The 24,353-nt window shown below is 45.1% G+C and carries 22 protein-coding genes; 14 read left to right on the top strand and 8 right to left on the bottom strand.

From position 1 onward, the window contains the following. Window positions 1-34: 34 nt before the first annotated feature. A complete protein-coding gene (locus Q4592_RS08895) occupies window positions 35-688 on the bottom strand; it encodes a 7-cyano-7-deazaguanine/7-aminomethyl-7-deazaguanine transporter (RefSeq protein WP_303512045.1) in 654 nt (217 codons plus the stop codon). Between the two features lie 277 nt (window positions 689-965). On the opposite strand from Q4592_RS08895, the gene Q4592_RS08890 reads away from it, so the two are divergent. From Q4592_RS08890 to Q4592_RS08870, 5 genes are all read left to right on the top strand, one after another. Then, window positions 966-4,691, top strand: coding sequence for an ATP-binding protein (locus tag Q4592_RS08890; protein WP_303512044.1), 3,726 nt, complete (start codon window positions 966-968; stop codon window positions 4,689-4,691). Next, a complete protein-coding gene (locus tag Q4592_RS08885) occupies window positions 4,688-5,347 on the top strand; it encodes a hypothetical protein (protein ID WP_303512043.1) in 660 nt (219 codons plus the stop codon). Before Q4592_RS08890 ends, Q4592_RS08885 begins: the two co-directional genes overlap by 4 nt. Beyond that, window positions 5,344-6,558: a phosphoenolpyruvate carboxylase gene (locus Q4592_RS08880; RefSeq protein ID WP_303512042.1), complete on the top strand. Its 1,215-nt coding sequence runs from the start codon at window positions 5,344-5,346 to the stop codon at window positions 6,556-6,558. Before Q4592_RS08885 ends, Q4592_RS08880 begins: the two co-directional genes overlap by 4 nt. 177 nt (window positions 6,559-6,735) lie before the next feature. Beyond that, the gene (locus Q4592_RS08875) at window positions 6,736-7,416 is read left to right on the top strand and encodes a MaoC family dehydratase (protein WP_137674013.1); all 681 of its coding nucleotides are present in this window, start codon (window positions 6,736-6,738) and stop codon (window positions 7,414-7,416) included. A 56-nt stretch (window positions 7,417-7,472) separates the two neighbouring features. Next, window positions 7,473-8,471, top strand: coding sequence for an alpha/beta hydrolase-fold protein (locus tag Q4592_RS08870; protein WP_303512041.1), 999 nt, complete (start codon window positions 7,473-7,475; stop codon window positions 8,469-8,471). On the opposite strand, the gene Q4592_RS08865 is transcribed toward Q4592_RS08870, so the two are convergent. Continuing rightward, window positions 8,468-8,809, bottom strand: a complete 342-nt coding sequence (locus Q4592_RS08865; protein ID WP_303512040.1) for a 5-carboxymethyl-2-hydroxymuconate Delta-isomerase — start codon at window positions 8,807-8,809, stop codon at window positions 8,468-8,470. The genes Q4592_RS08870 and Q4592_RS08865 overlap by 4 nt on opposite strands. 184 nt (window positions 8,810-8,993) lie before the next feature. Here Q4592_RS08865 and Q4592_RS08860 point away from each other — a divergent pair, with 184 nt between their 5' ends. Further along, window positions 8,994-9,602, top strand: a complete 609-nt coding sequence (locus Q4592_RS08860) for a GPR1/FUN34/YaaH family transporter (protein WP_137674010.1) — start codon at window positions 8,994-8,996, stop codon at window positions 9,600-9,602. Here the strand turns inward: Q4592_RS08860 and Q4592_RS08855 are convergent. Then, window positions 9,532-10,485 carry a DUF6279 family lipoprotein gene (locus Q4592_RS08855; protein ID WP_303512039.1) on the bottom strand — a complete coding sequence of 318 codons (954 nt, stop codon included), beginning with the start codon at window positions 10,483-10,485 and terminating at the stop codon, window positions 9,532-9,534. The two genes, Q4592_RS08860 and Q4592_RS08855, sit on opposite strands and share 71 nt — an antisense overlap. A gap of 153 nt (window positions 10,486-10,638) precedes the next feature. Here Q4592_RS08855 and Q4592_RS08850 point away from each other — a divergent pair, with 153 nt between their 5' ends. The 3 genes from Q4592_RS08850 to Q4592_RS08840 are packed head-to-tail and all read left to right on the top strand — an operon-like array spanning window position 10,639 to window position 12,161. Next, a complete protein-coding gene (locus Q4592_RS08850) occupies window positions 10,639-11,094 on the top strand; it encodes a hypothetical protein (RefSeq protein WP_137674008.1) in 456 nt (151 codons plus the stop codon). After that, entirely contained in the window at window positions 11,091-11,702 is a 612-nt protein-coding gene (locus Q4592_RS08845; RefSeq protein WP_303512038.1) for an SCO family protein, read from the top strand. Before Q4592_RS08850 ends, Q4592_RS08845 begins: the two co-directional genes overlap by 4 nt. A gap of 12 nt (window positions 11,703-11,714) precedes the next feature. Further along, a complete protein-coding gene (locus Q4592_RS08840) occupies window positions 11,715-12,161 on the top strand; it encodes a copper chaperone PCu(A)C (RefSeq protein ID WP_303512037.1) in 447 nt (148 codons plus the stop codon). A gap of 35 nt (window positions 12,162-12,196) precedes the next feature. Here Q4592_RS08840 and Q4592_RS08835 read toward each other — a convergent pair whose 3' ends face one another. Continuing rightward, entirely contained in the window at window positions 12,197-13,390 is a 1,194-nt protein-coding gene (locus Q4592_RS08835) for an HD-GYP domain-containing protein (RefSeq protein WP_303512036.1), read from the bottom strand. Window positions 13,391-13,551: 161 nt separating this feature from the next. Beyond that, the gene (locus Q4592_RS08830; protein ID WP_303512035.1) at window positions 13,552-13,974 is read right to left on the bottom strand and encodes a GAF domain-containing protein; all 423 of its coding nucleotides are present in this window, start codon (window positions 13,972-13,974) and stop codon (window positions 13,552-13,554) included. A gap of 100 nt (window positions 13,975-14,074) precedes the next feature. Between Q4592_RS08830 and Q4592_RS08825 the strand changes: the two genes are divergently transcribed. Further along, entirely contained in the window at window positions 14,075-14,875 is an 801-nt protein-coding gene (locus Q4592_RS08825) for a sterol desaturase family protein (protein ID WP_303512034.1), read from the top strand. A gap of 99 nt (window positions 14,876-14,974) precedes the next feature. Continuing rightward, window positions 14,975-15,883, top strand: a complete 909-nt coding sequence (locus Q4592_RS08820) for a lysine exporter LysO family protein (protein WP_303512033.1) — start codon at window positions 14,975-14,977, stop codon at window positions 15,881-15,883. A 41-nt stretch (window positions 15,884-15,924) separates the two neighbouring features. Here the strand turns inward: Q4592_RS08820 and arcB are convergent, their stop codons facing one another. Next, a complete protein-coding gene (gene arcB, locus Q4592_RS08815; protein WP_303512032.1) occupies window positions 15,925-18,270 on the bottom strand; it encodes an aerobic respiration two-component sensor histidine kinase ArcB in 2,346 nt (781 codons plus the stop codon). 176 nt (window positions 18,271-18,446) lie between these two features. Here arcB and folE2 point away from each other — a divergent pair, with 176 nt between their 5' ends. Continuing rightward, complete coding sequence (gene folE2, locus Q4592_RS08810; RefSeq protein ID WP_303512031.1) at window positions 18,447-19,373, top strand: GTP cyclohydrolase FolE2; 927 nt, start codon at window positions 18,447-18,449, stop codon at window positions 19,371-19,373. A gap of 58 nt (window positions 19,374-19,431) precedes the next feature. On the opposite strand, the gene Q4592_RS08805 is transcribed toward folE2, so the two are convergent. Then, entirely contained in the window at window positions 19,432-21,246 is a 1,815-nt protein-coding gene (locus Q4592_RS08805; RefSeq protein WP_303512030.1) for a diguanylate cyclase, read from the bottom strand. 110 nt (window positions 21,247-21,356) lie between these two features. Next, complete coding sequence (locus Q4592_RS08800; protein WP_303512029.1) at window positions 21,357-22,262, bottom strand: TIGR01212 family radical SAM protein; 906 nt, start codon at window positions 22,260-22,262, stop codon at window positions 21,357-21,359. Window positions 22,263-22,435: 173 nt separating this feature from the next. Between Q4592_RS08800 and Q4592_RS08795 the strand changes: the two genes are divergently transcribed. Both Q4592_RS08795 and tyrS read left to right on the top strand, forming a co-directional pair. Then, entirely contained in the window at window positions 22,436-22,813 is a 378-nt protein-coding gene (locus tag Q4592_RS08795) for a DUF2750 domain-containing protein (protein ID WP_303512028.1), read from the top strand. A gap of 124 nt (window positions 22,814-22,937) precedes the next feature. Then, window positions 22,938-24,224, top strand: a complete 1,287-nt coding sequence (gene tyrS / locus Q4592_RS08790) for a tyrosine--tRNA ligase (RefSeq protein WP_137673996.1) — start codon at window positions 22,938-22,940, stop codon at window positions 24,222-24,224. Window positions 24,225-24,353 lie beyond the last annotated feature (129 nt).

Here is a 24,353-nt window from a genome sequence, read left to right as displayed (position 1 = left end):
AACCAACAACGCTTGTTGGTTGCTTTATTCTTTTTTACGCCGCCACTTTTGTGCTTTGTAAGCGGTTTTGTAAGAAGTGCAGTAGCATGCCGTATAAAGGTACAAACAAAGCGATATTCACCGCGAGTTTAAAACCGTAATCTACCCAAGCAATTTCTAACCAATGTTCCGCCATAAAGGCATCGCTGCTGGCATAAAAGGCCACCGCAAAGAACAAAATGGTATCGACCAAGTTACCAAATACACTCGAGCCAGCAGGGGCTGCCCACCAGTATTTTAATTGGCGTAAGCGGTCAAACACCTTCACATCAAGTAACTGCCCCACCGAATATGCCAGAAAGCTTGCCAAAGCGATACGTGCCACAAACCCATTCCAAGCTAATAAGCCCGCTAAACCCTGATATTCGCCCTGATAAAACAATACCGAGACCAAGTAGCTCACCAACAAGGCGGGAAACATAGCAGTGAAGATGATTTTACGTGCTCGGCTGGCACCAAACAAACGCACCGTAAGATCTGTTGCGAGGAAAATAAACGGGAAAGTAAACGCTCCCCAAGTGGTATGAAAACCAAATATGGTGAAGGGTAATTGCACTAAGTAATTGCTGGCGGCAATGGCCACAATGTGAAACAAAGCCAAAATAAGAACACTGCGGCGCTCGGCCTCAGTTATTTGTAAAAACCACATATTGTTACGACCTATCTTTTTGATGATTGGGGTAAGAGAACCCAAGGGCGCAGGAGTATTCCACAAGCGCTAGCAATCTGCAATAGTTAAACAACTAGTCAAGAAAACAGCACAACATTGTTTTTTTGGTGATAACTAACAGTTTTTGAGCAAACACTCTTCACAAGACTTCGCTCCATGCCCTTTCTTGGTTAAACTGGGCTATTGCCCTGCCTAGCGGCGGCGCCTACTCATTTATTAAACAGTAGGCTTATCTAGCTTATTAAAAGGATGCATTTTGTCTGGCTTATTGCGGATCATCTTGATCGATACTCACCTTAACGGTGTAGTAGAACTAAAACTCGACCAACACAGTAACATTTGTGGAACCAATGCCTCGGGTAAAACCACCCTGCAGCGTCTTATTCCCGTGTTCTATGGTGAATACCCTAGCCGAGTTGTACCTAGCACCCGTGATAGTTTTGAACGATGGTACTTGCCACGAGAAGCCAGCTATATCATTTACGAGTATGAGCAATATAACGGCCAGCAAGCCCAAGTGGTATTGTCGTCCGGTCGTGAAGACCAAGGGGTAAAATACCGCTTTATTGGCAAACCTTTTGTGCTCGAAGACTTTGTTGAGAAACAAGACGAGCAAGGCACCTGGTTTTTAGCCCCGGCGAAGCTTGGCCAACATCTTAAAAAGCTTGAATTTAATGGTGCTCAACTCGCCACTACTCGCTTTTTAAATACTCGTGAATATCGCGCCATTATTCAAAATGACCGCAGCCTACAAAATGCTGGCGATAGTGACTTAAAAGCCTACGCCCGCCAATTTGCCATGTGTGACCCTAAACACGGCTTACGTCATATCGAAAAATTAGCCAAAGCGGTGCACTCTAAAGAAGGCAAGATGGAAACCATCAAATCGATGATTGCCGCCATCTTAGAGGAAGAAGGCGTGACACTAAAACCCACTTGGGTTGACGCCAACAAAGCCCAAGCCTGGATCCAAGAAACCCGTCTAATTCAGCAATTCGAAATTATTCGCCCTAAATTTGTAAAGCTTGAGCAAATTCACCAGCAGTTACTAGCTAGCGAAGCCCAACTCCTACAACTAGATACCAGCCTACAAAATGACGAAAGCGAGCTATTTGCTCAAAATGAGCAAGCGCAACGTCAGCTCAATCAGCTGAAACATGAACTCAGTGAATTAGAGCAACAATGGCAAAACCAGCGTGAGCAGTTAAACCAAGCCGTCTCTAGCGCCAATGCCGATGTAAATAGCTTTGATAAACAACTTAATCACATCGAAGATGATTACCAAGCTTGGCAAGACAAACAGATTGAAGCAGCGCTTAAAGCCGTTGAGCAACTGCCACAATGGCGTGAACAGGTTCGCGAAGTAAGCGAGCGCCACCAGCTACTCACCGAGCAGCACAGCGATATTGAAGCTCACTTTAATCAGCGTAAAAGCGAGATTAACGAGCAGTTAAACACCGCGTTAAACAAACTGCACAAAAACAAAGACCAGTTACAGCAGCAGTTAAACCAAGAGAAACAACAACAGCAAGCAGAATTGAGTAGCGAGCAACAACAGCAGCAAGCGCAGTTAAGCCAGCTAGAAACCAAATTTCAGCAACAGCAACATCAGCACCAGTTGGAACTGGCCCAGCTAGAAGCTGGCACCTTGCAAATGGGTTATACCGAAGATGAAAGCCGCCAGCTTAACATCATGGATAATCGCCTTGATGAAGCCAGCCAGCAACAGCAACTATTATCTGGCCAATTACGCCAACACTCAGAGCAGCTGCAAGCCCTTAAGCAGCAACGCCAGCAAGCCGACCAGCAACTTGCTAGCACCAGCCAAAATAGTCGCCAACTAGAGGGTAAACTTAGCGCCTTAAAAGACAGCTTACAGCCGGCCGATGGCAGCTTATTAGCTCACTTACGCAGCGAACACCCTCAGTGGGAACAAAGCATTGGTAAGCTGATCAATCCAGAGCTGCTAAACCGCCGTGATTTAAAACCTCACAGCGATGACAACAGCAATAGCGTATTTGGCCTTGCGGTCGATTTAAAAGCCATTGAAGCGCCAGAATGCGCCGCCACCGAAGAGCAAATAAAACAGCAGCTAGAGCAAGTTCAACACGCTTTTCAAGAGGCACAAAAGCAACTGAAGCAAGCTGAAGCCGAGCTCAGTGAAGCCAACAAAGCAGTGCAACAGCAAGATTTAAGCGTAGCCGAAGCCACGGCCACTCATCACAACAGCGAAGATAAACTAAAACGCTTACAAGAAGAAAAGCAGCTACTCAAAGAGAGCTTTTCAAGCGCCCTTAAACAGCGCCAAAGTGAAGCGCGCGAGCAGCAGACCAAACTTAAAAGCTACCTGCAAAACGCGCAGTCTCAGCATCAAGAGTATCTCGAAGAGATCCGCGAACAACATCAAGAAGCCAAGTTAGAGAAAATGGCTTGGTGGGAAGAAAAAGTAGACGCCCTGGCCGAGCAACTAAGCCAAGCACAAGATGCCGTAAGCCAGCGCCAAGCTCAGGCTAAACAAGCCTTAAAGCAATCTGAACAGTGGTATCGTGGCGAACTACAAGCGCAAGGTTTAGACGACCAATTAATCGTTGATTTAGCCAAACAAAAACGCCAACTTAATCAGCAAATTCAAGATGCTGAGCAGTATCGTGATGAAGTGAGCGAGTACAAGATTTGGCACCAGCAAGTCTGGCTAAATCAAAAACCTCAGCTTAATGATGCACTGGCAAAAGCTCGCCAAGAACAAAGCACCGCCAAACAAGCCCTTAATGAGCAACTCGCTACCTACAAGCAACAGCGAGATACTCAGCAAGCTAGCCTAAGCCAGCTCAAACAACAGCTTGAGCAAGTACAGCATCAACATGCACACACTCAGAACCTATTACGCAAAATAAAGCAGTTGGCCTTAGTTGCTCATCCGCAGCATAAAGCTGAGGGCGACGGCAACGGTGGGTCTGCCGCAGAACGAACTCGCCAAGCTGAGCAGCAAATTCAGCAACGTAACCAACAACTAGAACAAGTAAATGAGTCGGTACGTCACTTCGATAGCCTATTAGCTCAGCAAGCGAGCTCTGATCTTAGTGAAACCTGGGAACGCTCGCGCGCCGCTTGTCGTAGACACAGCGAAGACGGTGAACCTACTCTCGCTTATCGTGAGCTGGTGCCGCATTTATCAGAACTGCTGAACGGTTTAGTGCCACAAAAAGTACAAGGGCTGATCGACCATGGCCGCAACCTAGGTATGAGCATTAGCAGTTTCTACCAGAACTTGAGCGACATCGACCAACGCATTCTTAGCCAAAGCCGCCGTATTACACGCGAAATTGGTGAAGATTTAAGCCTTGATGGAGTGTCTGATTCTGCAGTAATTATTCGCTCTAAAATTAGCGAGCTAGAGTTTTGGGACGAGCTAAAAGCTTTTGTAGATAACTTCCAGCGCTGGCAGCAACAAGGCTTTAACCAATTACCAAACGAAGACTACGCCAACAGCATGCGTGTTGCCTTAGACATTATTGGCCGTAGCGCGCTTAAAGAGGGCGTTTCTCGCTTATTGCTGATTGAACTTACCTTGCGTGAAGGCAACAGCGATTTGGTGATTAGAACCGACCGCCAACTCAACGAATCCAGTAGTCATGGTATGGCCTACCTTATTTTGTGTAAGTTTTTATTGGCCTTTACTCGCTTATTACGTGGCAACGCTGATACTTATATTCACTGGCCGATAGATGAACTAGGCACCTTGCACCAAAGCAATGTGAAGAAGATTTTTGATGCCTGTGACCATAACCAAATTCGTATTTTAGGCGCCTTCCCTAATCCAGAATCTGAAGTATTAGATTTATTTACCCACCGCTACATTATTAACCGCGAGAAGCGTCAGCTTCAGGTGGTGCAGCCACGGGTAAACTTACTCAAAGAAAAAATTAAAGCTGCGCAAGCCGCTAAAGCCACCCAACAAGCTGCTAGCGAGGCCGAACTATGAGCAAACTAAGCGCCACCGGCATGAGCGAAACTGGCCGAGTATTAGAAGCCTTGTTAAGCGGGCAGTTTATTTGCCAAATTAGCGATGAAGATGGTTATGCCTTTTTGGCACAAGAAGCCAACCGCGAACGTATCGATAGCCACTTGCATGTACTTAACCGCCGTTTAGCTAGCGCTTGCGAAGGCGAATTGTATTTTTGCGCCTATCGCGAGTTAGGCGATAGCGAACACAAAGTGATTAGCCAACAATTTAGTGATATTGCCGGTAGCTTATTGCCGCTCACCGAGTGGCTAATTCTGAGCCAAGAAGCCCAGGGCCAAGACGCCCCCATTAGCGCAGGTGTCGCTTTACGTTTAAGTGAGCTGCAAACCGTAGTGGAAGATACGCCAGCACTGCGAGAGCAGTTAGCTAAAATTTCCCAATATAGGTTGTTTGGCTCTACTAGCACGCAAGTTGACGGCCAATTAAAACAGATTTTTAAACGGCTATGTGAGCAAGGCTATTTGGTGCGCCCTAACCAAGAAAAGCAAATTTATATTGCCACAGCAAAAGTGGATTACATTTTTGAAGTGATCAGCTTTATTGATGAAGCCGAAGGTTTAGGCTTAGAACAGCAAGCCATGGATGCGATTGGTCAGCAGGAGCCACTACTGTGAACCAACACCTGCAACAAGCCGGGTTAAAACTATTTAAGCTACTGGCTCGCCATGGCGAGAGCTTGATGCATGCTTATGTGAACGGCAAGTTGGATGAAGCCAAACTTGATAGCAAACAAGTTGAGTCACTGCTTAAAGCCGGGGTTATTTGGCGCCCTTCTGCCGACGAAGGTTTGATTTTAAGCTCAAACCTGCGCTCATTGCTCGAAGAAGCACTAAGCGATACTCGTAATCGCCAAATTGACGCCAACGTTGGTTCACGCCTAGAAACAATTAAAACCCTCGCCGCGCATTATAAAGAAGCCCTACACATTGGTGACTTAGCCGCTGCAGACGTTTATCTCAGTGATTTGAACGAACATAGCTATAGCCTTACCGAAAGCTTGCGACACAGCTCTAGGGTGCTTTGGAGCCGTATTAATAATGAGTTTGGTTATGTACCAAGCTTAAGCGCAAAAATTCGCGAGAACGAACTGGCTCAACAACAAGTGGGGGAATTGCTCGACAGTTTATCGCTGCTAAACTTTGATACCTTGAGCCAAATTGCTGGTGATATTCGGGAACTGCGCCGAGTATTAGCAATTAACTTAAGCCAAGCAGTATTTGACTGCACTCAAGAACTGGCGGTGGTACAGACGCGACTGCTGACCTTATTAGGACGTTTTCGTGAGCTACGCGGTAAATCTCGTTTGCTAAAAGGCTTGCAGCTGTTTCATGCTCAGCATCCAGATTTTAGCCCACAAGATCCCACCAATCAGGTAGACGTTGCGAGCTTATTCAACCAAGCACCTGCCTTACTTAACAGCGCCAGCGTTGATATTCACAACCCTGAACACGAACAAGACTTACTGCATGCAGTAAGCCAAATTCACTTACAGCGACAACCCAATAAACTTGATGGTGAGCCTGAGCATGCTGTCTCTCTCGCCAGTGTTGATGAATTCTCTTTGCAAGAGCAAAGGATTAAGCAAGACGTTGAGGATTACTTACTCGGCGTTATAGAAAGCGCTGCAGGGAAAACTGCATTAGAGTATTATCAGCAGCAGCAATTATCTTGGGATGCCGAAGCGTGGCTCTATCAAGTGTGGGGCAGTTATCACGCCTTGCCAGAAGAACAACGCGATTACTTTGCGCTAGACCCAATCGAAGATCCACATCCCATTTTTAGTGGTAATAGAATTGTTCGCGACCTGCAAGTTTGGCTGAGATAATCAGCTAAACTATTGTCTACTGTGACTAATTTGCTTAGTCACAGCCTTGCCGACTAGATCGACTGTGCCTATATTTGAATACAGTTACTGACAGATAGCCGACAGATTTATTTGACTGATTAGTCGATTATCTTAGAATATGCCCACAGTTGAGCCTAGATGTATTAGGAATTAAAGATGAAAGTAGTTGATTTTATTAAGAAAAAACGTGAAATGTTGGCTCAAAATCCATTTGAACTTAAAGATTGGTTGTCTCCAGCCATTCGTGATTATTGGATAGAGTTTCTTAATAAAGCCCATCACCATCAATTAGTTAACTGGGTAAAAGAGCACCAGCTAAGCTCCAATGGCGAGCAACAAGCAAGCTTTAAAGAAACGATTGAGTTACATCCAAAAGCTGAAGCGCTGCTAGAAGAGTTATCGATGCAGTTAGGCGAAGAGATTCATATTGGTGAATGGCTAAGTGTCACTCAAGACCGAATCAATCAGTTTGCCGATGTGACGAAAGATCATCAGTGGTTACATACCGATCCTCAACGCGCGGCTGAAGAATCCCCCTTTAAATCAACCATTGCCCACGGTTTTCTTACTCTGTCTTTATTGCCAGCCTTAACCGAGAGCGTAGATCCAGACAAGCCGCTTTACCCTTCGGCTAAAATGATGGTGAATTACGGGATTAACCAAGTTCGCTTCCCTTACCCAGTAAAAGTGAACAACCGCATTCGTGCCCGCACCCGTTTAACCCGTGTATCGCCAATTAAACGTGGTTTAGAGTTGGTAAAAGAGATTACCGTTGAAATTGAGGGTTGTCGTCGCCCTGCTTGTGTTGTGGAATCGGTGGTTCGTCTCTATTTTTAATCGTTTTATCTCGCTATGATGGTTCACGTTAGGTATTAAGCAAAAAGGAGCTTAACGTGAACTCAGCGCATTCTCATACTCTCTCGGTTCAGCAACATACTCATCAGCAGCGTCCTTCCTACCAATACCTTGTAAGTCAGCCTAGTCAGTTAGACTCTAATACCGCTTATCCTTTAGTGTTGTTTTTACATGGTCGCGGTGAAATAGGCCAAGACATACAGCACTTGTTAGAATTTGGGCCAAATGCCTATCTACAGCAGCATCACCTAGACGCCATTTGCATCACCCCACATGTACCCGAGGGTCGAGAAGGCTGGGCGATTGCCGAGCTCATTAGCTTGCTCGATGAAATTGAGCAACAATTTAACATCGACAAAAACCGCATCTATTTAAGTGGTTTAAGCATGGGTGGATTTGGCGCAATGAATCTAGCCCTGGCTCAACCAAGGCGCTTTGCCGCGCTAAGTGTGTTGGCCGCGGGAGATCCAAACCGTTTGGCACCTTGGTCGCTAAAAACGCCACCGCGACCGGTATGCGAAGAGCTCTACCAACGCCTTAACCACTTACCTATTTGGTTAGCGCATGGGCTTAAAGATGAAGTGATTCCGGCTGAGTTTTCATTGGAATTAGCCGAAAAGCTCGCCCACATGCCACGCCAAGCCATGCTGCAAACCACTTGGTATCCGCAGCACCCACATAACATTTGGCAAGACCTCTATAACAGCCCTAGCTTTTGGACTTGGATGTTTGAGCAGCACAATAGCGATTACCACTTACCCACCAACCAACAACTAGACCTTAGCGCACTCGCTGGAGACTATGGCAATCAGCAAGACTACGTCACCATCGCAAACTGCGAAGCACAAGGCCTCCGTTTGTTATGCAAAGATTTACAAGACAACGAACTTAGCTTTAACCTCTATCCAGTGGCTAGTGACTTGGCGTTTTGTGAAATTGGCTGTTTGCGTTTTATCCAGCAACAGCAAGGCCCTACCCAACTGGCCTTAACTCGCCTCACCTTGCTCGACAAATTTACATTAGACAAAACCAACTAAATAACTCGCTTACTGTAACTTTCGCGCTGAATATCCACCACTTCAGCGCTTAAGCTTTTCACCATGTTTAGCTGAGGTGACAAATGTTCAACCATTGCCTCCGTTAACGCCCGCTTTTGTGCAGTACTTCGCCCCGATAAGATGTGCAGGCGAACATGTACAAAGCTATGTTCATCTAAACCGCTTAGTAAATCTGGGTAAGCAATCGCACGTAGTTTTATTGATGCTTCTTCAAACTCGGCACTGTCTTTTAATACCTCGAACAGGCTTAAAAGTACCTGCTCAATATTGAATGTAGCGGGAAGATCTTTGGAATACTCAACGATGCAATGTGGCATATTTTAGGCTAAGTCCTTGTCTGTATTTTAGGGTTTACAAAAGGTGGAATTAATTAGTCATACAATTTAACAAAAAACCCAAGAAAAGATTGATCTAGATCACATCGATAGATTAAGCTCGCTCAGATAATGCACACCCGTTTAAGCCGAGCGCTTTTTCACCTTTTTATTGGAATCACATACTATGAGCAATACTACTACCGCTAACCCAGCACCACTTGGATTAATGGGTTTCGGTATGACCACCGTTTTACTGAACATTCACAATGCTGGCTTTTTCCCGATTGATGCAATGATTTTGGCCATGGGCATTTTCTATGGTGGTTTGTCACAAGTAATTGTTGGCATTATGTGTTTCAAACGTGGTGATACTTTTGGTACTACCGCATTTACCTCTTACGGTTTATTTTGGCTAACCCTAGTTGGCTTGTTAATCATGCCTAAGATGGGCCTAGCAGAGCCAAGCCCACATGCGTTTATGGGTTGGTATTTAGCACTATGGGGCTTATTCACTGCGTTTATGTTTGTTGGTTCATTGCGTTACCCAACCGCTAAACAAGTTGTATTTGGTAGCTTAACCATTTTGTTTGCATTGCTTGCACTACGTGATTTTACTGGCAGTGAGCTGATTGGCACTATTGCTGGCTTCGAAGGTATCTTCTGTGGTTTATCGGCTATCTACTTTGCGATGGCTCAAGTACTGAACGCAGAATATGGCCGTACTATTTTGCCTGTTGGTCGCCCAGTGCAGTTTCGCCAAGACAACAGCTCGCCACTAAAAGTGGCTGCTTAACAGCAAACTGTTCAATTAAACCTGCTACCACGGCAGGTTTAACTGGCTCCGACTTGTCTTCAAGCAATGATTGCACGTCGTCAATAAAAGCGTCTATCTTAGCCAAGATATGACGCTTTTGTTTTTTATTAGCCAGCGCAAGTACCTCGCTCATACTACTCGCCCACAATACTTGATTTTGCTTGAGTCTTTCCGTTAATCCTGGTGGCCACAGCTGCTCAGAGTTAACCATTAATACATAGAACTGCTGTTCAAAATTATCACTTGTACGCTGTTGTCCCAATGAAAAGGCTAGATACTGCTGCCATTTGCTTTGCACCGTATGCCAGTCTGGTCGCGTATCAATCAACTGCTTAGCCACTTGCTGAATAACTTGTTCTTGCTGGAGGCTTACACTACCTAACCAACGATCAACGCTTTTAGATAAGTGCTCAACGCGGTAGTCGTAATGACTTTGTTGACGATCGGCATCATCTCGCTGCTCAGCCAGTTTGCTCATAAAATCGTTAAGTTGCTGCTGAGAAGCCGTTTGCGCCAGTTGAGCAACATCAAGATATACGTAAGAGGCCAAAACACGATAGTGTTCACGCCACGCATCAACTTGCTCAAGCAACTGTGGTTGGCTAATGCCATTGTTGACTTGCGCCCTAAACAGCTTCAATTGGGCTAAGTAAATCGGTAGTTGTTCTCCACGATGCCAGTCTAACCACTGACTAAGCATGGGTTTGAATACTGCGCGTTGCTCGCTATTCATATCCACATAGTCGTCGATATACCAATAGGCTAACCAACTAAGGTTGTTGTACACAAAACGCATACCGCAACCCGCTAGCACAAAGCTCAGTAACAGCACGCTAGACCAACGGAAAAACTTGTTTTGCATAAACCCTCCCTTTTATTAGCAGACCCAGTAAATCATAAATAGTTCTCACTCTAAGGCTATTTAATTATTAAGGCTTGAGAGATTAATTCAAGCAGAGTAGATTAGCTCTACCTGTAGTAGTGGCGTAAACTTAGCGGCGCAATGGAAGCATAAATGACTGGTTTAATTCAAAAATTGTTACTGGTATTAGCAGTAATTACTGGCGCATTTGGCCTTGGATTAGGTATTAGTTACTGGCAACAACAGCAATTAGCTAGTGTTGAGTTTAGTCACTGTGAACAATTGCAAAACGCAAGCTGTGAATGGCAAGTCGCCGATCAACAATGGCAACTACAGCTGCCAACGAATAGCTTGCCAGCAATGTTAGTGCAACAAATACAGCTCAGTACTAGTCAGTCAAACCCGCCACCATTAACGCTTAGTTTGCAAGGCGTTGAGATGTACATGGGTGAAGTCAGTGTCAGTTTAGAGCCCAATGACAATGGACTGTACCAAGCCGACTTGCTGCTGCCCATTTGTAATACTGGAAAAATGCGCTGGCGCGCTGAAATTGTGTCACTTGATCCTAAACGTCCTGTGGCCCTAAGTTTTGAGGTGGATAGTCAATGAAATACCTAGCATGGATAGCAGTGATAATTGTCAGCGGTTTGGCTGGTGTAATGAGCTTTCAATGGTTCTCAGCCCCGCCTGAACCCTCTACACAAACCGCTTCAGCCAGAGTGATTGCAACTGTACCAACCAGTCTATTTAAGATTGAAAGCAGTGATGGCCGTTTTAGCCAGCTTAGTGCCGACAAAAAGCTCTATATCGCTTATTTTGGTTTTACCCATTGCCCTGACGTTTGCCCTACTTCACTGGCAATATTGAGTGCAGCCTTACAAGAAGTGTCTGAAGAGCAACGCCAGCAACTACAAAGCTTGTTTGTTAGTGTTGACCCTAAACGGGATGACCCAGCTACGGTAAGCACTTACGCTGGTTACTTTCACCCAGACATTGTTGGTTTAAGCCCACAAGAAGGGCAACTTATAGGTTTAACCCAAGCCTTAGGGGTTTATTACAAATACGTAGAAACCCCTGATTCACAACTTGAATACAGCGTAGACCACAGCTCTTTCTTTTATTTTCTCAATGCGGATGGAGAACTGTTAGCCAAAGTTCCTCATACCTTAGACCCAGCTCCTGTTGTCACCAAAATTCAGCAGCTACTCCCTCAATAACAAGGACTATTTATGCGACCGTTTTTGCTAATTATCAGCCTCTTATTCAGTACTTATAGTGTTGCTGCTGAAAGCTCAATAGCAGTTAAAGAGGTTTATGCCCGCGCCACCCCACCCAATGCTCCCACAAGCGCTATTTTTCTAAGCATGCATAACCACGGAGACCAAGACATTAGCTTGGTAGCTGCAGCGACGCCTGCGGCAGGGCGGGTTGAACTGCATACAATGTTGATGGATGGCGATGTGATGAAAATGCGCCAAGTAAAGGAAATAAAAGTAGCAGCCAACACAATGGTGGAGCTTAAGCCCGGCGGCTTACACCTAATGTTGTTTGATTTGCAGATACCGTTTAAAGAAGGCGAAGAGTTGCAGCTAACTCTCAAATTTTCTGATGGCAGCCAACAACAACTGCTGGTACCAGTAAAGAAAGTAATGCACAAGATGAAGCATCACCACTAATACTAAAAGGGTTAGCCTAGCAGCTAACCCTTTTTCTATTCTGCAAGAAACCGGTCTAAAGAAATACCATAATCCCTGGGCGATACTGCGCCCTCAATTTCTTCATGGCTGTACTTGCTTAAATCTATAAGTTTAACCTCAGTATGAGTATTTGTGGCGACATTAAAAACCAGTTTAATAATGGGCTGTAAGGGTTTCAGCTCATTACGCTCAACCACCACACCCAATTTCTTGGATTTGAGTTTCACTAAAGTGCCTACTGGGTAAACCCCCATACAGCGAATAAATTTCTCAATTAACACTTTATCAAACTGCGTGCCTACTCCACTCAGTAAGATACGGAACGCCGCTGTAGGTGGCATACCACTTTTATATACACGGTCAGCGGTGAGAGCGTCGTAACAATCCACAATGTTGGCCATACGGGTGTAGCTAGACAACTGCTCACCTTTCAGCTTGTTAGGGTAACCTAAGCCGTCTAAACGCTCGTGGTGGTTACTGGCAATCTCCAGCATGATTTTGCTAATGCCTTCCTGCGCCTTAAGAATATTATGGCTGTGTACAACATGCTCACGCATGATGACAAATTCGTCGTCGGTGAGTTTGCCAGGTTTATGCAGGATTTCGTCAGGCGTATTAATTTTACCTATATCGTGCAGCATTCCACCCATAAGCAATTGCTTTTGCACCGCCTTGTTCATATCTAATGAACGGCCGAAATAAGCCAGCAACATGCCCACATTTAGGGAATGTTCCATAAGGTATTTGTCTTTGGCTCTAATTTTAGCCAAACACAACATCGCACCACTTTGGTTTTCTAAAGAGTCAATTAAGCCTTCTGCGGCACGCTCCATCGGCTCAATGTCGATGGGTTCGCCTTGTTGTAGCTGCCTAAAAAATTTAGTTTGTAAACTTTTGGCTTCGTTAAACAACTTTTTGGCGGCAAGCTTTTCGCTTTCGCCGCTAAGTTTCTTAACCTTACTACTCGCGGAGTTAATTTCGGTGGTTTTTGGTTGGGAACTATCATCTTCAAAAACGCTACGAGACCAATCTACCGACACCACTTTTACCCCTTTGCGTTTAAGTAACTTTACTTGTTCGGCTTGGGTAATTCGGCCTGATTGGGCTACGCTGGTTTTTCCAGATTGACTGGTAATAGAGACCACATACATGCCTTTTTTTAAGGCATCAATCTCGATAGTTCGAATATCGGTTTTTGGGCTCGTCATACGGCTCAGTCATCACTCATATAAATACTATGTTCTTCCCTGAAGCAGGATTTACAATTACTTAATAATACTAAAGCAAACAAAGAAAATAGCCTGCTCTAAAAGTGTAGATTGTTATCGCTATCAAAAAAGGGGAACAAAATGTAAATTCTTTAACAAGTTTAATCAACTTGAGAATTAGAAAAATTTAGGTATTCAGCCGCTAGTTGTTGAATTTTTTCCCTATCTTTCTCTGAGAATCCTTGTTTTCTGGGCTCTAGGGATGAAAAGTTAAGGGTACCGACGATACAATCATCAATCAAAAGTGGCGTGCCTATATAGCTTTCTAAGTGCATAGCTTGGTAACAAGGATGCAAACACATCTCGGTCATTGCCCCTACTTGATGATAGGCCATTATTTGGGCTTTGCTAACTACATCAGCACAATAGGTCATATCCACTGGAAACTCGTCACCCGCTTTAACTAAATCCAGGCTGGAGTATGCGGCCAACACTTCATAACGGTTGTCTTGAATACGACTAATAATGCCAAGTTGCATATCGAAGGATTGAGCTGCGGTTTTTAACCAATTTTGTAAATCCATGTTGCTCTCCTCAAATAAGAGTCAATTCCCTTATTTTGATTATTGTCATTTTAGCGTAGCTTTACTTGTTGTTTCAATGACGCTTAGTATACTTCGACTTATGCAATCTCTCGATCTGTGGCGACTCATTATCTTCGCCAGTTTATTAGTTCTTTTTATGCTGCTAGAAGTCTTCTGGCCTAGGCATACTCGGGTTATTTCTCGCAAACAACGTTGGCCAGCCAATTTAAGCTTAATAATGATTAATGGCTTAGTGATTAAACTGATTTTTCCCATCGGAACGCTAGCCCTCGCCCATTGGGCCGCTCAACACCAGTTGGGTTTACTCAATCAACTCCGCTTATCTCCTTACTTAAGCATCCCCATAGCGATTGTATTACTAGATTGCGCCATTTATTGGCAACACCGTTTATTTCACGCTTTACCGCTGCTATGGCGAGTACATCGCATGCACCATGTCGACCCAGATTACGATGTTAGCTTAGGCCTGCGCTTTCATCCCATTGAAATAGTGCTATCAATGCTGATTAAACTTGGCTTTATTGTGTTGCTGGGTGTACCAGTAATGGCGGTATTTTTGTTTGAAGTCATCCTTAACGGCATGGCGATGTTTAATCACAGCAACTTAAAACTGCCGCTTAAGTTAGATGCCGTTGTCAGAACGCTACTGGTCACTCCTGATATGCACCGAGTACACCATTCGCGGTTTCGCCATGAACACAATGCAAACTACGGCTTTAACCTTTCCATTTGGGACCGCCTGTTTAATAGCTATGTGGCACAGCCTCAGCAAGGCCATTCTGATCTTCGTTTTGGTTTAAGCCATTGGCCAAAGGCTGAGGATAACCAACAACTTAGCGGTTTACTTAGCCTGCCTTTTCGTTCTGCTAATAAAAAATAATCCTCTACAAAATACTGTCGACACCATGCGCTAGTTGTTCACTGGTGAGAGTTTCATTTTGCTGCTATATTTCAGCTCCGCTTGAGTAAGGACACAGAGATGTATAGCAGCTTATTAATGATTTTAGGTGCATTAATTGTAGGGTATGTCATTCCTATAAAACATCCCGCCATTTTGGCTTCTGTTCGCCGACTAAGTAGCTGGATGTTGTACCTGATCTTATTTTTAATGGGCTACGGCTTAGCCTTTATCGAGAATCTTGGGCAAAACATTGTTCAGTTATTTAGCCAAGCAGCCACCTTAGTCGGCTTGCTATTGGTGTTCAACCTTTCTGCTTTGTATTTTGTGGGCCGCTACTTAGCCATGCCTAAGGCAGAGCCTCAGCATCGAAAAAGCAATAGCAAGTTGGCCATGTTTAAAGAACCGCTAGTGCTGATTGCATTATTAGTGGTTGGTTTATTAGCAGGCATAAGCTACCAAAAAAACCTACCCGCCCAATCAGTATTGGCAGAATACGCGTTAATCATCTTAATCTTTTGCATCGGTATTGAGCTGCGCAGTGCTGGCATTAGCTTGCGTCAATTAGTACTCAATCGGCGTGGTTTAATCATTGCGCTAGTGGTAGTGGCTAGTTCACTGCCTGCAGGCGCACTCACCGCTTACTTATTTGATTTGCCACTAAATATAGGTTTAGCCATGAGTAGTGGATTTGGCTGGTACTCTTTATCAGGTGCATTGCTGAGTAAAGCCACAACACCACTGATTGGTAGCACCGCTTTCTTTGCTGATTTGAGTAGAGAGCTAATTACTCTGCTGCTTATTCCCAGTTTAATGCAGCGCTCGCCAGCGGCGACTATCGGTTACGCCGGCGCAACCGCCATGGACTTTTCATTGCCTATGCTACAACGTGCGGGAGGCAACCAATTAGTGCCTGCCGCCATCGCTAGCGGCTTTATCTTGAGCCTGCTCTGCCCAGTAATGATTTTACTGCTAGTGAACCTAGCCTAGCGCTTAATACCTATTAGCGCTGTTAACTAGGGCATAGTGAGTTAATCGACAGATGCGGAATAGTCACCAATGGCTTTATCTAGTAGCTTTAGGTCTTCTGGGTAATCATGGCTTAATTGAAGTATCCAATCTTCTACGTTATCCCACCAAGCCGGTAACTCTGGCGATTGAATCTTATTGGCTAAACGTTGGATCCTCGCTAAGCCAATAGACCCTGCCGCACCTTTAATTTTGTGCGCTTCCGAGGCAATACCATCTTGGTCTTTGGCAAATAAATTACTTTCTAAGATTTTCATGTAATCTGGCATCACCTGCTTAAACAGGTTAATACTATCGTTCAGCACTTTCACCCCAATGGTATCGCAAAACTGCTCCACCAAATCTAAATCAAGTATCGGTAATGAGCTGCGGCTCAAGGCTTGCTTAGGGCTGATAACTTCTTCGACGACTGCTTCTTCACCAATCGCAAATACCTGATTAAAACAATGCACCACTGCATTTTGGTTAATGGGCTTGTGAATCACATCTACCATGCCGGCTTTAGCAAACTCATTTTTGCTGTTTACTACGTTAGCCGTTAGCGCGACCAATGGCGGCAAATCTGCTGCCTGATATTGCTGCTGCCATTGCTTGGCAATATCAAAACCGGTCATATCAGGCAGTTGAATATCGAGTAAAACCAAGTCAAACATGTCTGGTTCAAAGGCCGCTAGCGCTTCTTTACCGGTCATGGCAACCACAACATAGTGGCCAAGTTTCTCTAGCAGTGCTTTAGCAATAGTGACGTTTAACTCTACGTCTTCCACCAGCAAAATTTCTAATGGTGGGTGATCAATTTGTTCCGCTTCATCAGGAATCGCGTCAAGCTTCACCACTAAACTCACGGTAAAACAAGAGCCTTCACCCTCATCGCTCGTCACAGAAATATCTCCGCCCATAGCCCGAACCAGTTGGCGCGACACCGACAAACCAATCCCTGTACCAGTGGCCGATTTGCTGCCTTCTACCTGATAGTACATGGCAAAAATTTGTTCTAATTGATCTTCAGGAATACCCGGCCCTGTATCTCGAATACTAATATCTAGCTGTACCTGTTGCTCATCTATTGCCTGTGCTTTAACGGTAAGCTCAACCTCACCTTTTTCAGTAAACTTCACGGCATTATGCGTAAGGTTCCACAATACTTGGCGCAAGCGGGTTGGGTCCCCCACTATGCTTGAAGGGATAGGGCCGATTTGTTCAAACACAAAATCGAGGCCTTTGCTTTGCAACTGCATCTCGGTCAAAGTTTCGATGTCAGTGACCAGAGCTTTAAAGTCCATAGGTTCTAACGAAACCGCAAAACGGCGACGGTCGAGCTTATCTAAATCAATAATATCGTTGAAAATATTCCCTAAGGTGGTGGCACTAAGCAAAATAGTATTTACATGTTTGCGCTGCGCATCATCGAGCGGAGTGTCGAGTAACATTTGGCTTAATCCCACAACACCGTTTAATGGCGTGCGCAGTTCATGACTCAGTGTTGAGATAAACTGGGTTTTATCGCGATTGGCTTTTTCAATATTAGCCTGATGAGCCATGCGCTCGGTAATATCCCGACCAAAACCCAGTAAGCCTAAGCGATTACCGTTGCGCCCATAAAACGGTACTTTACGCAGCTCAAAAAAGGCTTTGCGGCCATCGGGGTACTCCAGCCATTGTTCGTATGTAAGCTGCTCATCGTTATCAAACACTTGATGGTCGGTTTCGACAATCTTGTCGGCGATATCTTCTGGATAAACGTCATAAGGGGTTAAGCCGATGAGCTTTTTCTCCGAGCGCCCTACTAGCTGCTCTAACGCTAAGTTACAGCCAGAAAACTGACCTTGTTCATTTCGGTAATAAACTAAGTCTGGCGAGCTATCAATGAAGCTGCGCAGCAAAGCGGAGTGCTCTTCTAGCTCTTGCTGAGCTTGTTGGCGTTGCTTCACCTCTTGCTCAAGGTTGCGAATGGCTTGGCCACGTGCCGCTTCCGCTTTTTCTCGCTCATCAATTTCATTGTTAAGCTGGCTAATGTTGGCTTTAAGCTTATTGGTTAACTGTAAATCACGCGCCCGCATTTTCTCCAATTTGCGGATCATCTTACTTAAGCGCTGCCGTGAGTCCTCAATTTGCTCCACCACCACCGACATAAAAAACACCGCCCAAGGAGTAATAATCAAACCAAAAAACACCGAGCGAATAAGATCAACCGCCGAAACTTGTCCGGTAAGCGCAAAGGTCACACTCATTTGTATCGCTAAGGCGACCAAAATAACCGCGCTGGCTAAGCTGATACTGAATTTAACGATGCCGAGTCGAGATAATAGATGAACATAATAAGTGGCTAAGTTCTTAAGAGGCGTCATTCCAGCCGATTCCTTTTCTTACAGACAGTAACCAAGGCTACTGACATCAAATCCATAGGATAAAGATGGTTAATATTAAACTAGGTTTTATGGTATAACAGCCCATCTTTTTTTCGAGTAAACCCAATGCGCTAAGTGAGTTGTCTTGCGCATTAAGCCTGTGGAGTACTAAGTGCATGTCTACTGTAATGCCTGACATAGCGAATTCAAGCCGCGCCCAAACCGAAGGTAAATTGGATTGGGTAGGCATGAGTCAAATTGAAATGCCGATTATGTTGGCATTTGAAGACCAAGCGCCTAGTCGCGTTAGTGCTCACATTGAAGCCTTTGTTAGCTTGGATGACCCACAGGCGAAAGGCATTCATATGTCGCGCCTTTATTTGATACTGGATCAACTGTCTAACCAAGACGTATTGGATTATGCGGGATTGGGCCACGTTTTGGATCAGTTTATTGAGAGTCATCAAGAATTAAGTGACCAGGCGCAAGTTAGCTTCAAATTTGACTACCACCTGCGTCGACAATCTTTACTGTCGGGCAAAACGGGTTGGAAAGCCTACCCCACCCAAATAAAAGCCACTCGCCGCCAAGGCCTCACTGATATTGAGTTATCAGTAGACGTTCCTTATTCATCCACCTGCCCGTGTTCGGCGGCCTTGTCTAGACAACTCATTCAAGAAGCCTTTGCCGACAAATTTGGTAAGCAACAGGTATCTGGCGAAGCAGTACATCAATGGCTAGGCAGTAGCGAAGGCATAGTAGCCACGCCTCACAGCCAGCGCAGTATTGCTCAAATCAAAGTGAAGCTAAGTGAACAAGCCAGTGACTTGCCGCTCATTAGCTTAATTGATGCGGTAGAAAACAGCCTAAAAACGCCGGTACAAGCGGCTGTTAAACGTGAAGACGAACAAGAGTTTGCTCGCCTAAATGGGCAAAACTTAATGTTTTGTGAAGATGCGGCCCGCCGCTTACAACACACCCTAAATCAAACTCAAGACATCGCCGATTTTTGGGTACGAGTGAATCACTTAGAAAGCTTACATGCGCATGACGCAGTGAGTGTAGTCACTAAAGGCATTGCCCAAGGTTATCAGGCTTACTAAAACAACAAAGGCATTTCTATTTGAAATGCCTTTGTTACTTCAGCGACTAAGTGAGTGATTAAGTGTTGGGTAAGCTCTCACTGCAACTGTCTCCAACGCTGCAATACCTTGCCTTACCTTGGTGTTTAGCCCGATACAATTGCAAGTCAGCCACTCTTACTAGCTCGCCATAATCCATACCTTGTTCAGGTATTGCCGTGGCCACCCCTATGCTCACGGTAACAATCTCTTTTGCTTCCGAATACTCATGAGGGATTTTTGCTTCAGCCATAAACTTAAGCACATTTTCGGCGATGTTTCTCGCTCCCTCGGCACCGGTGTGTGGCAATAAAATAGCAAACTCTTCGCCGCCGTAGCGCGCCACTAAGTCTGAGCCACGTTTTACCGAGCGGCTAATCAGTTTAGCTACTTGGCGCAGCGCTTCATCACCTTGCTGGTGACCATAATTATCGTTGTATTGTTTGAAGCAATCGATATCAAGTAATAGCAAACTTAACTCAAGGTTCTCGCGGCGATGAGTCAGCCAAAGTTGGCTGAGTTTTTCATCAAAACTTCGGCGGTTAGCCACCTGAGTTAGGCTGTCGATAAAGCTTAATTCTTGCAACTGCATAATCGCATCAGCCAGTTGCTGCTCTGTGGCTTTACGCTCGGTAACATCACGCGTGATGAAGATAATCCCACGTTCGCCACTCACATCATCAAAGTAAGGGCCTTTAATCACCTCGTACCAAATTTGATGGCCATCATCTAGATACACCAACTCTTCGTAACGGATTGGTTTTCCATCTGTCAAAATTTGGCTATTTTGGTGTTGGTGTTGCTCTAGCTGTTCTTCGCTCAGCACTTCGGTAATGTGTTTACCCAGTAAATCGTCACTGGTGTAGTTAAACATTTTGGCGAACGGTTCATTACCACCAATAAAGTGGCCTTTGTCATCAATAAAGCCGAGTGGATCGGGAGTAGAATTAAATACCGTGCGAATCAGGTTGTTTTGTCGCCCTAATTCCCGCTCTGAACTCACCCGGTTTTGGTTTTCTTGTTCTAACTTACGGTTTAACTCATGCCACTTAGTCACGTCGTAAGAAACGTTCAGCACACCGGTCACTTCGTCTTGTTGATTACGCAGCGGATAAACATGGTTTTGTAATAAGATTTGTCGGCTATCGGGGGCACTAAACCACTCGGTGTGTTGGCATTGTTCTCCAGCGAGTACTTGTCGATCGTAATGCTGAGTACGCTCTAACTCGTTACGGGTTAAAAAATCACTCAAGCGCTTTCCGGCCAGCTCTCCGGGTTTTAAGCCATGAAAACCCGCCCAAGCTTGGTTACAACCGAGTAAGCGCTCGTTTGCGTCTTTAAAATAAATGAATTCGGGGATAGAGTTAAGCACGTTAGCAAACAGCTTTTGCTCTTGCTCAATTCGATTTAAGTAAGAATATCCTTGAGCATTTTCGTATGCATTAATAAACCATACTTCACGACCTTGATGCTGTTGCAGCACTGCATAAAGCAGCAATACTTTAGGCTGGTCGTTTAAGGTAACTAGCCAGTTCACCCCTTCAACGTCGCCTTTAGCCTTAAAGGGCCGCATCACGGCAAGTAGCTGCTCTAGGTGTTCCGGATCGGAAAACTGCCAATTATTGCCGTTATTTGAGAGTAACAACAACTCGCAAAAACGCGGATTGGCAAACTTCACTTGTTTGGCATGAAGATCGAGAATTAACTGAGCCGCGGGTGACTTTTCCATGGCAGCGCGCTGGGCAGACACCTTCCTGCGAGACAGTGCCCACATAACAATAACCACCACCAGCAATACGCTAAGTAAGGCGATAGTGGCTTGCATCCAGATTTCTGGATAAAAACTTCCTTGCATTGATTGTCCGTATATTTTGCAACCGCAGCTACTTTACCCGATTATATTACTTAAGAAAATAATCATTTACTAAACAGGTAATTAGCTCACATTCACGAACAAAAATTTGCTTAAAGAGAACTGCCTTGTGAACCTTCTGCGGCCAGTTTTTTAGCAATGTCGGTTAGCGCTAACCATTTGTTTTCACACCAACTTGGCGCGAGTAACATGGGTGGACGAGCATGCGCACTGACCCGATGGTAAACCACATCGGTAGGTGTATGGCGAATCAAACGAACGGCTTGCTCAATGTACTCTTGATGACCCAAGGTTGTTAAACGCCCAGCACGCCACGCTTTCGCCATAGTGCTGCCCTCTACAACATGTAGCGGGTGTAACTTAATACCAGCAATTTGTTCATCCAGCACTGCATTCAAGGTCTGCATATAGTGCTCAGGCCCTTCGCCCGGCAACCCTAAAATAAGGTGCGCGCACACTTTCAAGCCATGATGATGAGCGCGCGCTACGGCTTGTTGAAACGCGGCAAAATCGTGGCCTCGATTAATTCGCTTTAAGGTCTCATCATGTGCGGTTTGCACACCCAGCTCTAGCCAAACTTCTTTACCTTGGGCTTGGTATTCAGCCAGCATTTCCAGTACAGCTTCTGGCACACAGTCAGGTCGAGTACCAATGCACAAGCCCACCACTGAGTCGTCAGCCAAAGCCTGTTGATACATGCTTCGCAAATATTCAACTTCTGCATAAGTGCTGGTATAAGCTTGAAAATAAGCCAGATAACGAATGTCTTTATGCTTTAGCTCAGCTTTGCGCGCATCCAGTTGCTCGCCAATTGGCATCATTTGCTGTTCGGGTTTAACAAAAGCATCTACGTTGCAAAAAGTGCAACCACCCTTGCCAATGCTGCCGTCACGATTAGGGCAGGTAAAATCACCATCCACACTTAACTTACGCACCTTGCCACCAAAGCGTTGCTTAAGATGACGCCCTAAAGTGTTTACATATAAATCTAATTGCACAACAACCACTTACTCAAAATCGCTGAAACCAGCCTTAAAAAACCGCCGCCAGTCTACTGTGTGGGCCGCTAAGCTGCGCCGTTTTAGATCAAGAGAGGGTAAGATTTAAGCACTATTTTGCTGCCGCTAAGCTGTTATACTACGCGCCGCCAATTTAGCACTTAGGATTGCCCATGAGCACCCCATCATCAGTTGAAGAAAACAGTCGCCTCACCACTAAACAGCGTTACCAGCAGTTTATTGAACAGGCCCGTAAAACCCAGCAAGTTTGGACCTTAAGCGACGAACAAGGCTGCCTAATCATTGAAACCGGTGACGAGAAAGTATTGTTGCTATGGAGCGAACAAGCGCTAGCCGAGCACTGGGCCAGCAAAGATCATTCAAGCTTTAACGCCTTAGCGATATCTTTGAGTGACTTAACTGAAAAATGGCTACCCGGCATGGCCAACGATGGATTTGACGTAGCAGTGGCACCTAGCTTTGCTGGCGAAGGCACCATTGTTGCGCCGCTAGATTTAGCCGATGAGCTAAGCAGTGGAAAAATCAAATAAGCCGAGCATTTAAAAGCGCTTAAGTCTACTAAGCAGTTTTTTTAACTAGTACTTAGGTGTAGAATCTTCGGCTCAAAAATTGTTAATTGCCCATCAGGGTACAGAAATACAAACAGGTTAAATTATGACAACAACGGTTAATCCATTAATAGAAGATCTTAAGGCGCGCGGTTTAGTTGCTCAATGCACAGCCGATGAAGAACTGGCCGAACACCTTTCTAGTGGAGCCCGCACCCTGTATTGTGGTTTTGACCCTACAGCCGACAGCCTACACATTGGCAGCCTAGTCCCTTTATTGATGCTTAAGCGCTTCCAACTTGCTGGTCACAAACCGCTTGCCTTAGTAGGCGGTGCTACTGGTCTGATTGGCGACCCAAGCTTTAAAGCGGCTGAGCGTAAGCTAAATAGCGACGACATTGTGACTAACTGGGTAAGCAAGTTACAAAAGCAAGTTAGCCAGTTTATTGAATTTAGCGAGCAAGCTAACTCAGCGAAAGTGATCAACAATCTAGATTGGATTGGTAAAGTTAACGTTATCGACTTCATGCGTAACGTGGGCAAGCACTTCAGTGTAAATACCATGATCAAAAAGGAATCGGTGAAACAGCGTATCGACCGTGATGAATCGGGTATTTCGTTCACCGAATTTAGCTACATGTTGCTTCAGTCATACGACTTTGCAGAACTAAGCGATAAAGAAGCCACCACCTTACAAATTGGCGGTTCTGACCAATGGGGTAACATTACCGGCGGTATCGACCTAGCGCGCCGCATGTACGGCAACAAAGTATACGGCTTAACCATGCCGCTAGTGACCAAAGCAGACGGCACCAAGTTTGGTAAAACCGAAACCGGTACTATTTGGTTAGACCCAGCACGCACCTCGCCTTACGCGTTTTACCAATTCTGGATTAACTCTGCTGATGCCGACGTGTATTCATTCTTACGCTACTTCACCTTTATTGATGTTGCTGAGATTGCTGAAATTGAAGCGCGAGATAAAGCCGCTCAAGGTCGTCCAGAAGCCCAAGGCATATTGGCGAAAGAAGTGACTCGCATTGTTCACGGCGAAGAAGGTTTAGCCTCTGCAGAGCGCATTACTCAAGCCCTATTCTCTGGTGACTTAGCCTCTCTTAGCGAATCAGATCTAGAACAACTGGCTCAAGATGGCCTGCCAAGTACTAAGCTTGAACAAAGCGAAGCTGGTTTAGTAGAGCTACTTACAATGGCTGACTTAGCTAAATCAAACAAAATGGCGCGTGAGTTTATTGGTAACGGCGCGGTATCGGTGAACGGTGAGAAGCTCACCGACCCACAACTTACTTTGCAAGCCAGCGATGCTCTTTACGGTAAATACTCAGTAGTTAAGCGCGGTAAGAAACTATTTGGTTTGGTGATTTGGGCTAACTAAGCCGTTAATCGCTAACTACAAACGATAAGGCCAGCTATGTGTAATAGCTGGCCTTTTTTTACATCTCGCGTTTATCAAAAAGCATAACCTTTCAATCTTTTCATAAACCTTCTTCTGTTCTACCACAAA

It is taken from the genome of Agarivorans sp. 1_MG-2023, assembly GCF_030548385.1.
GTDB lineage: Bacteria > Pseudomonadota > Gammaproteobacteria > Enterobacterales > Celerinatantimonadaceae > Agarivorans.
Note: the sequence above shows the minus strand (reverse complement) of the source record. Positions and strands in the feature narration are given on the sequence as shown.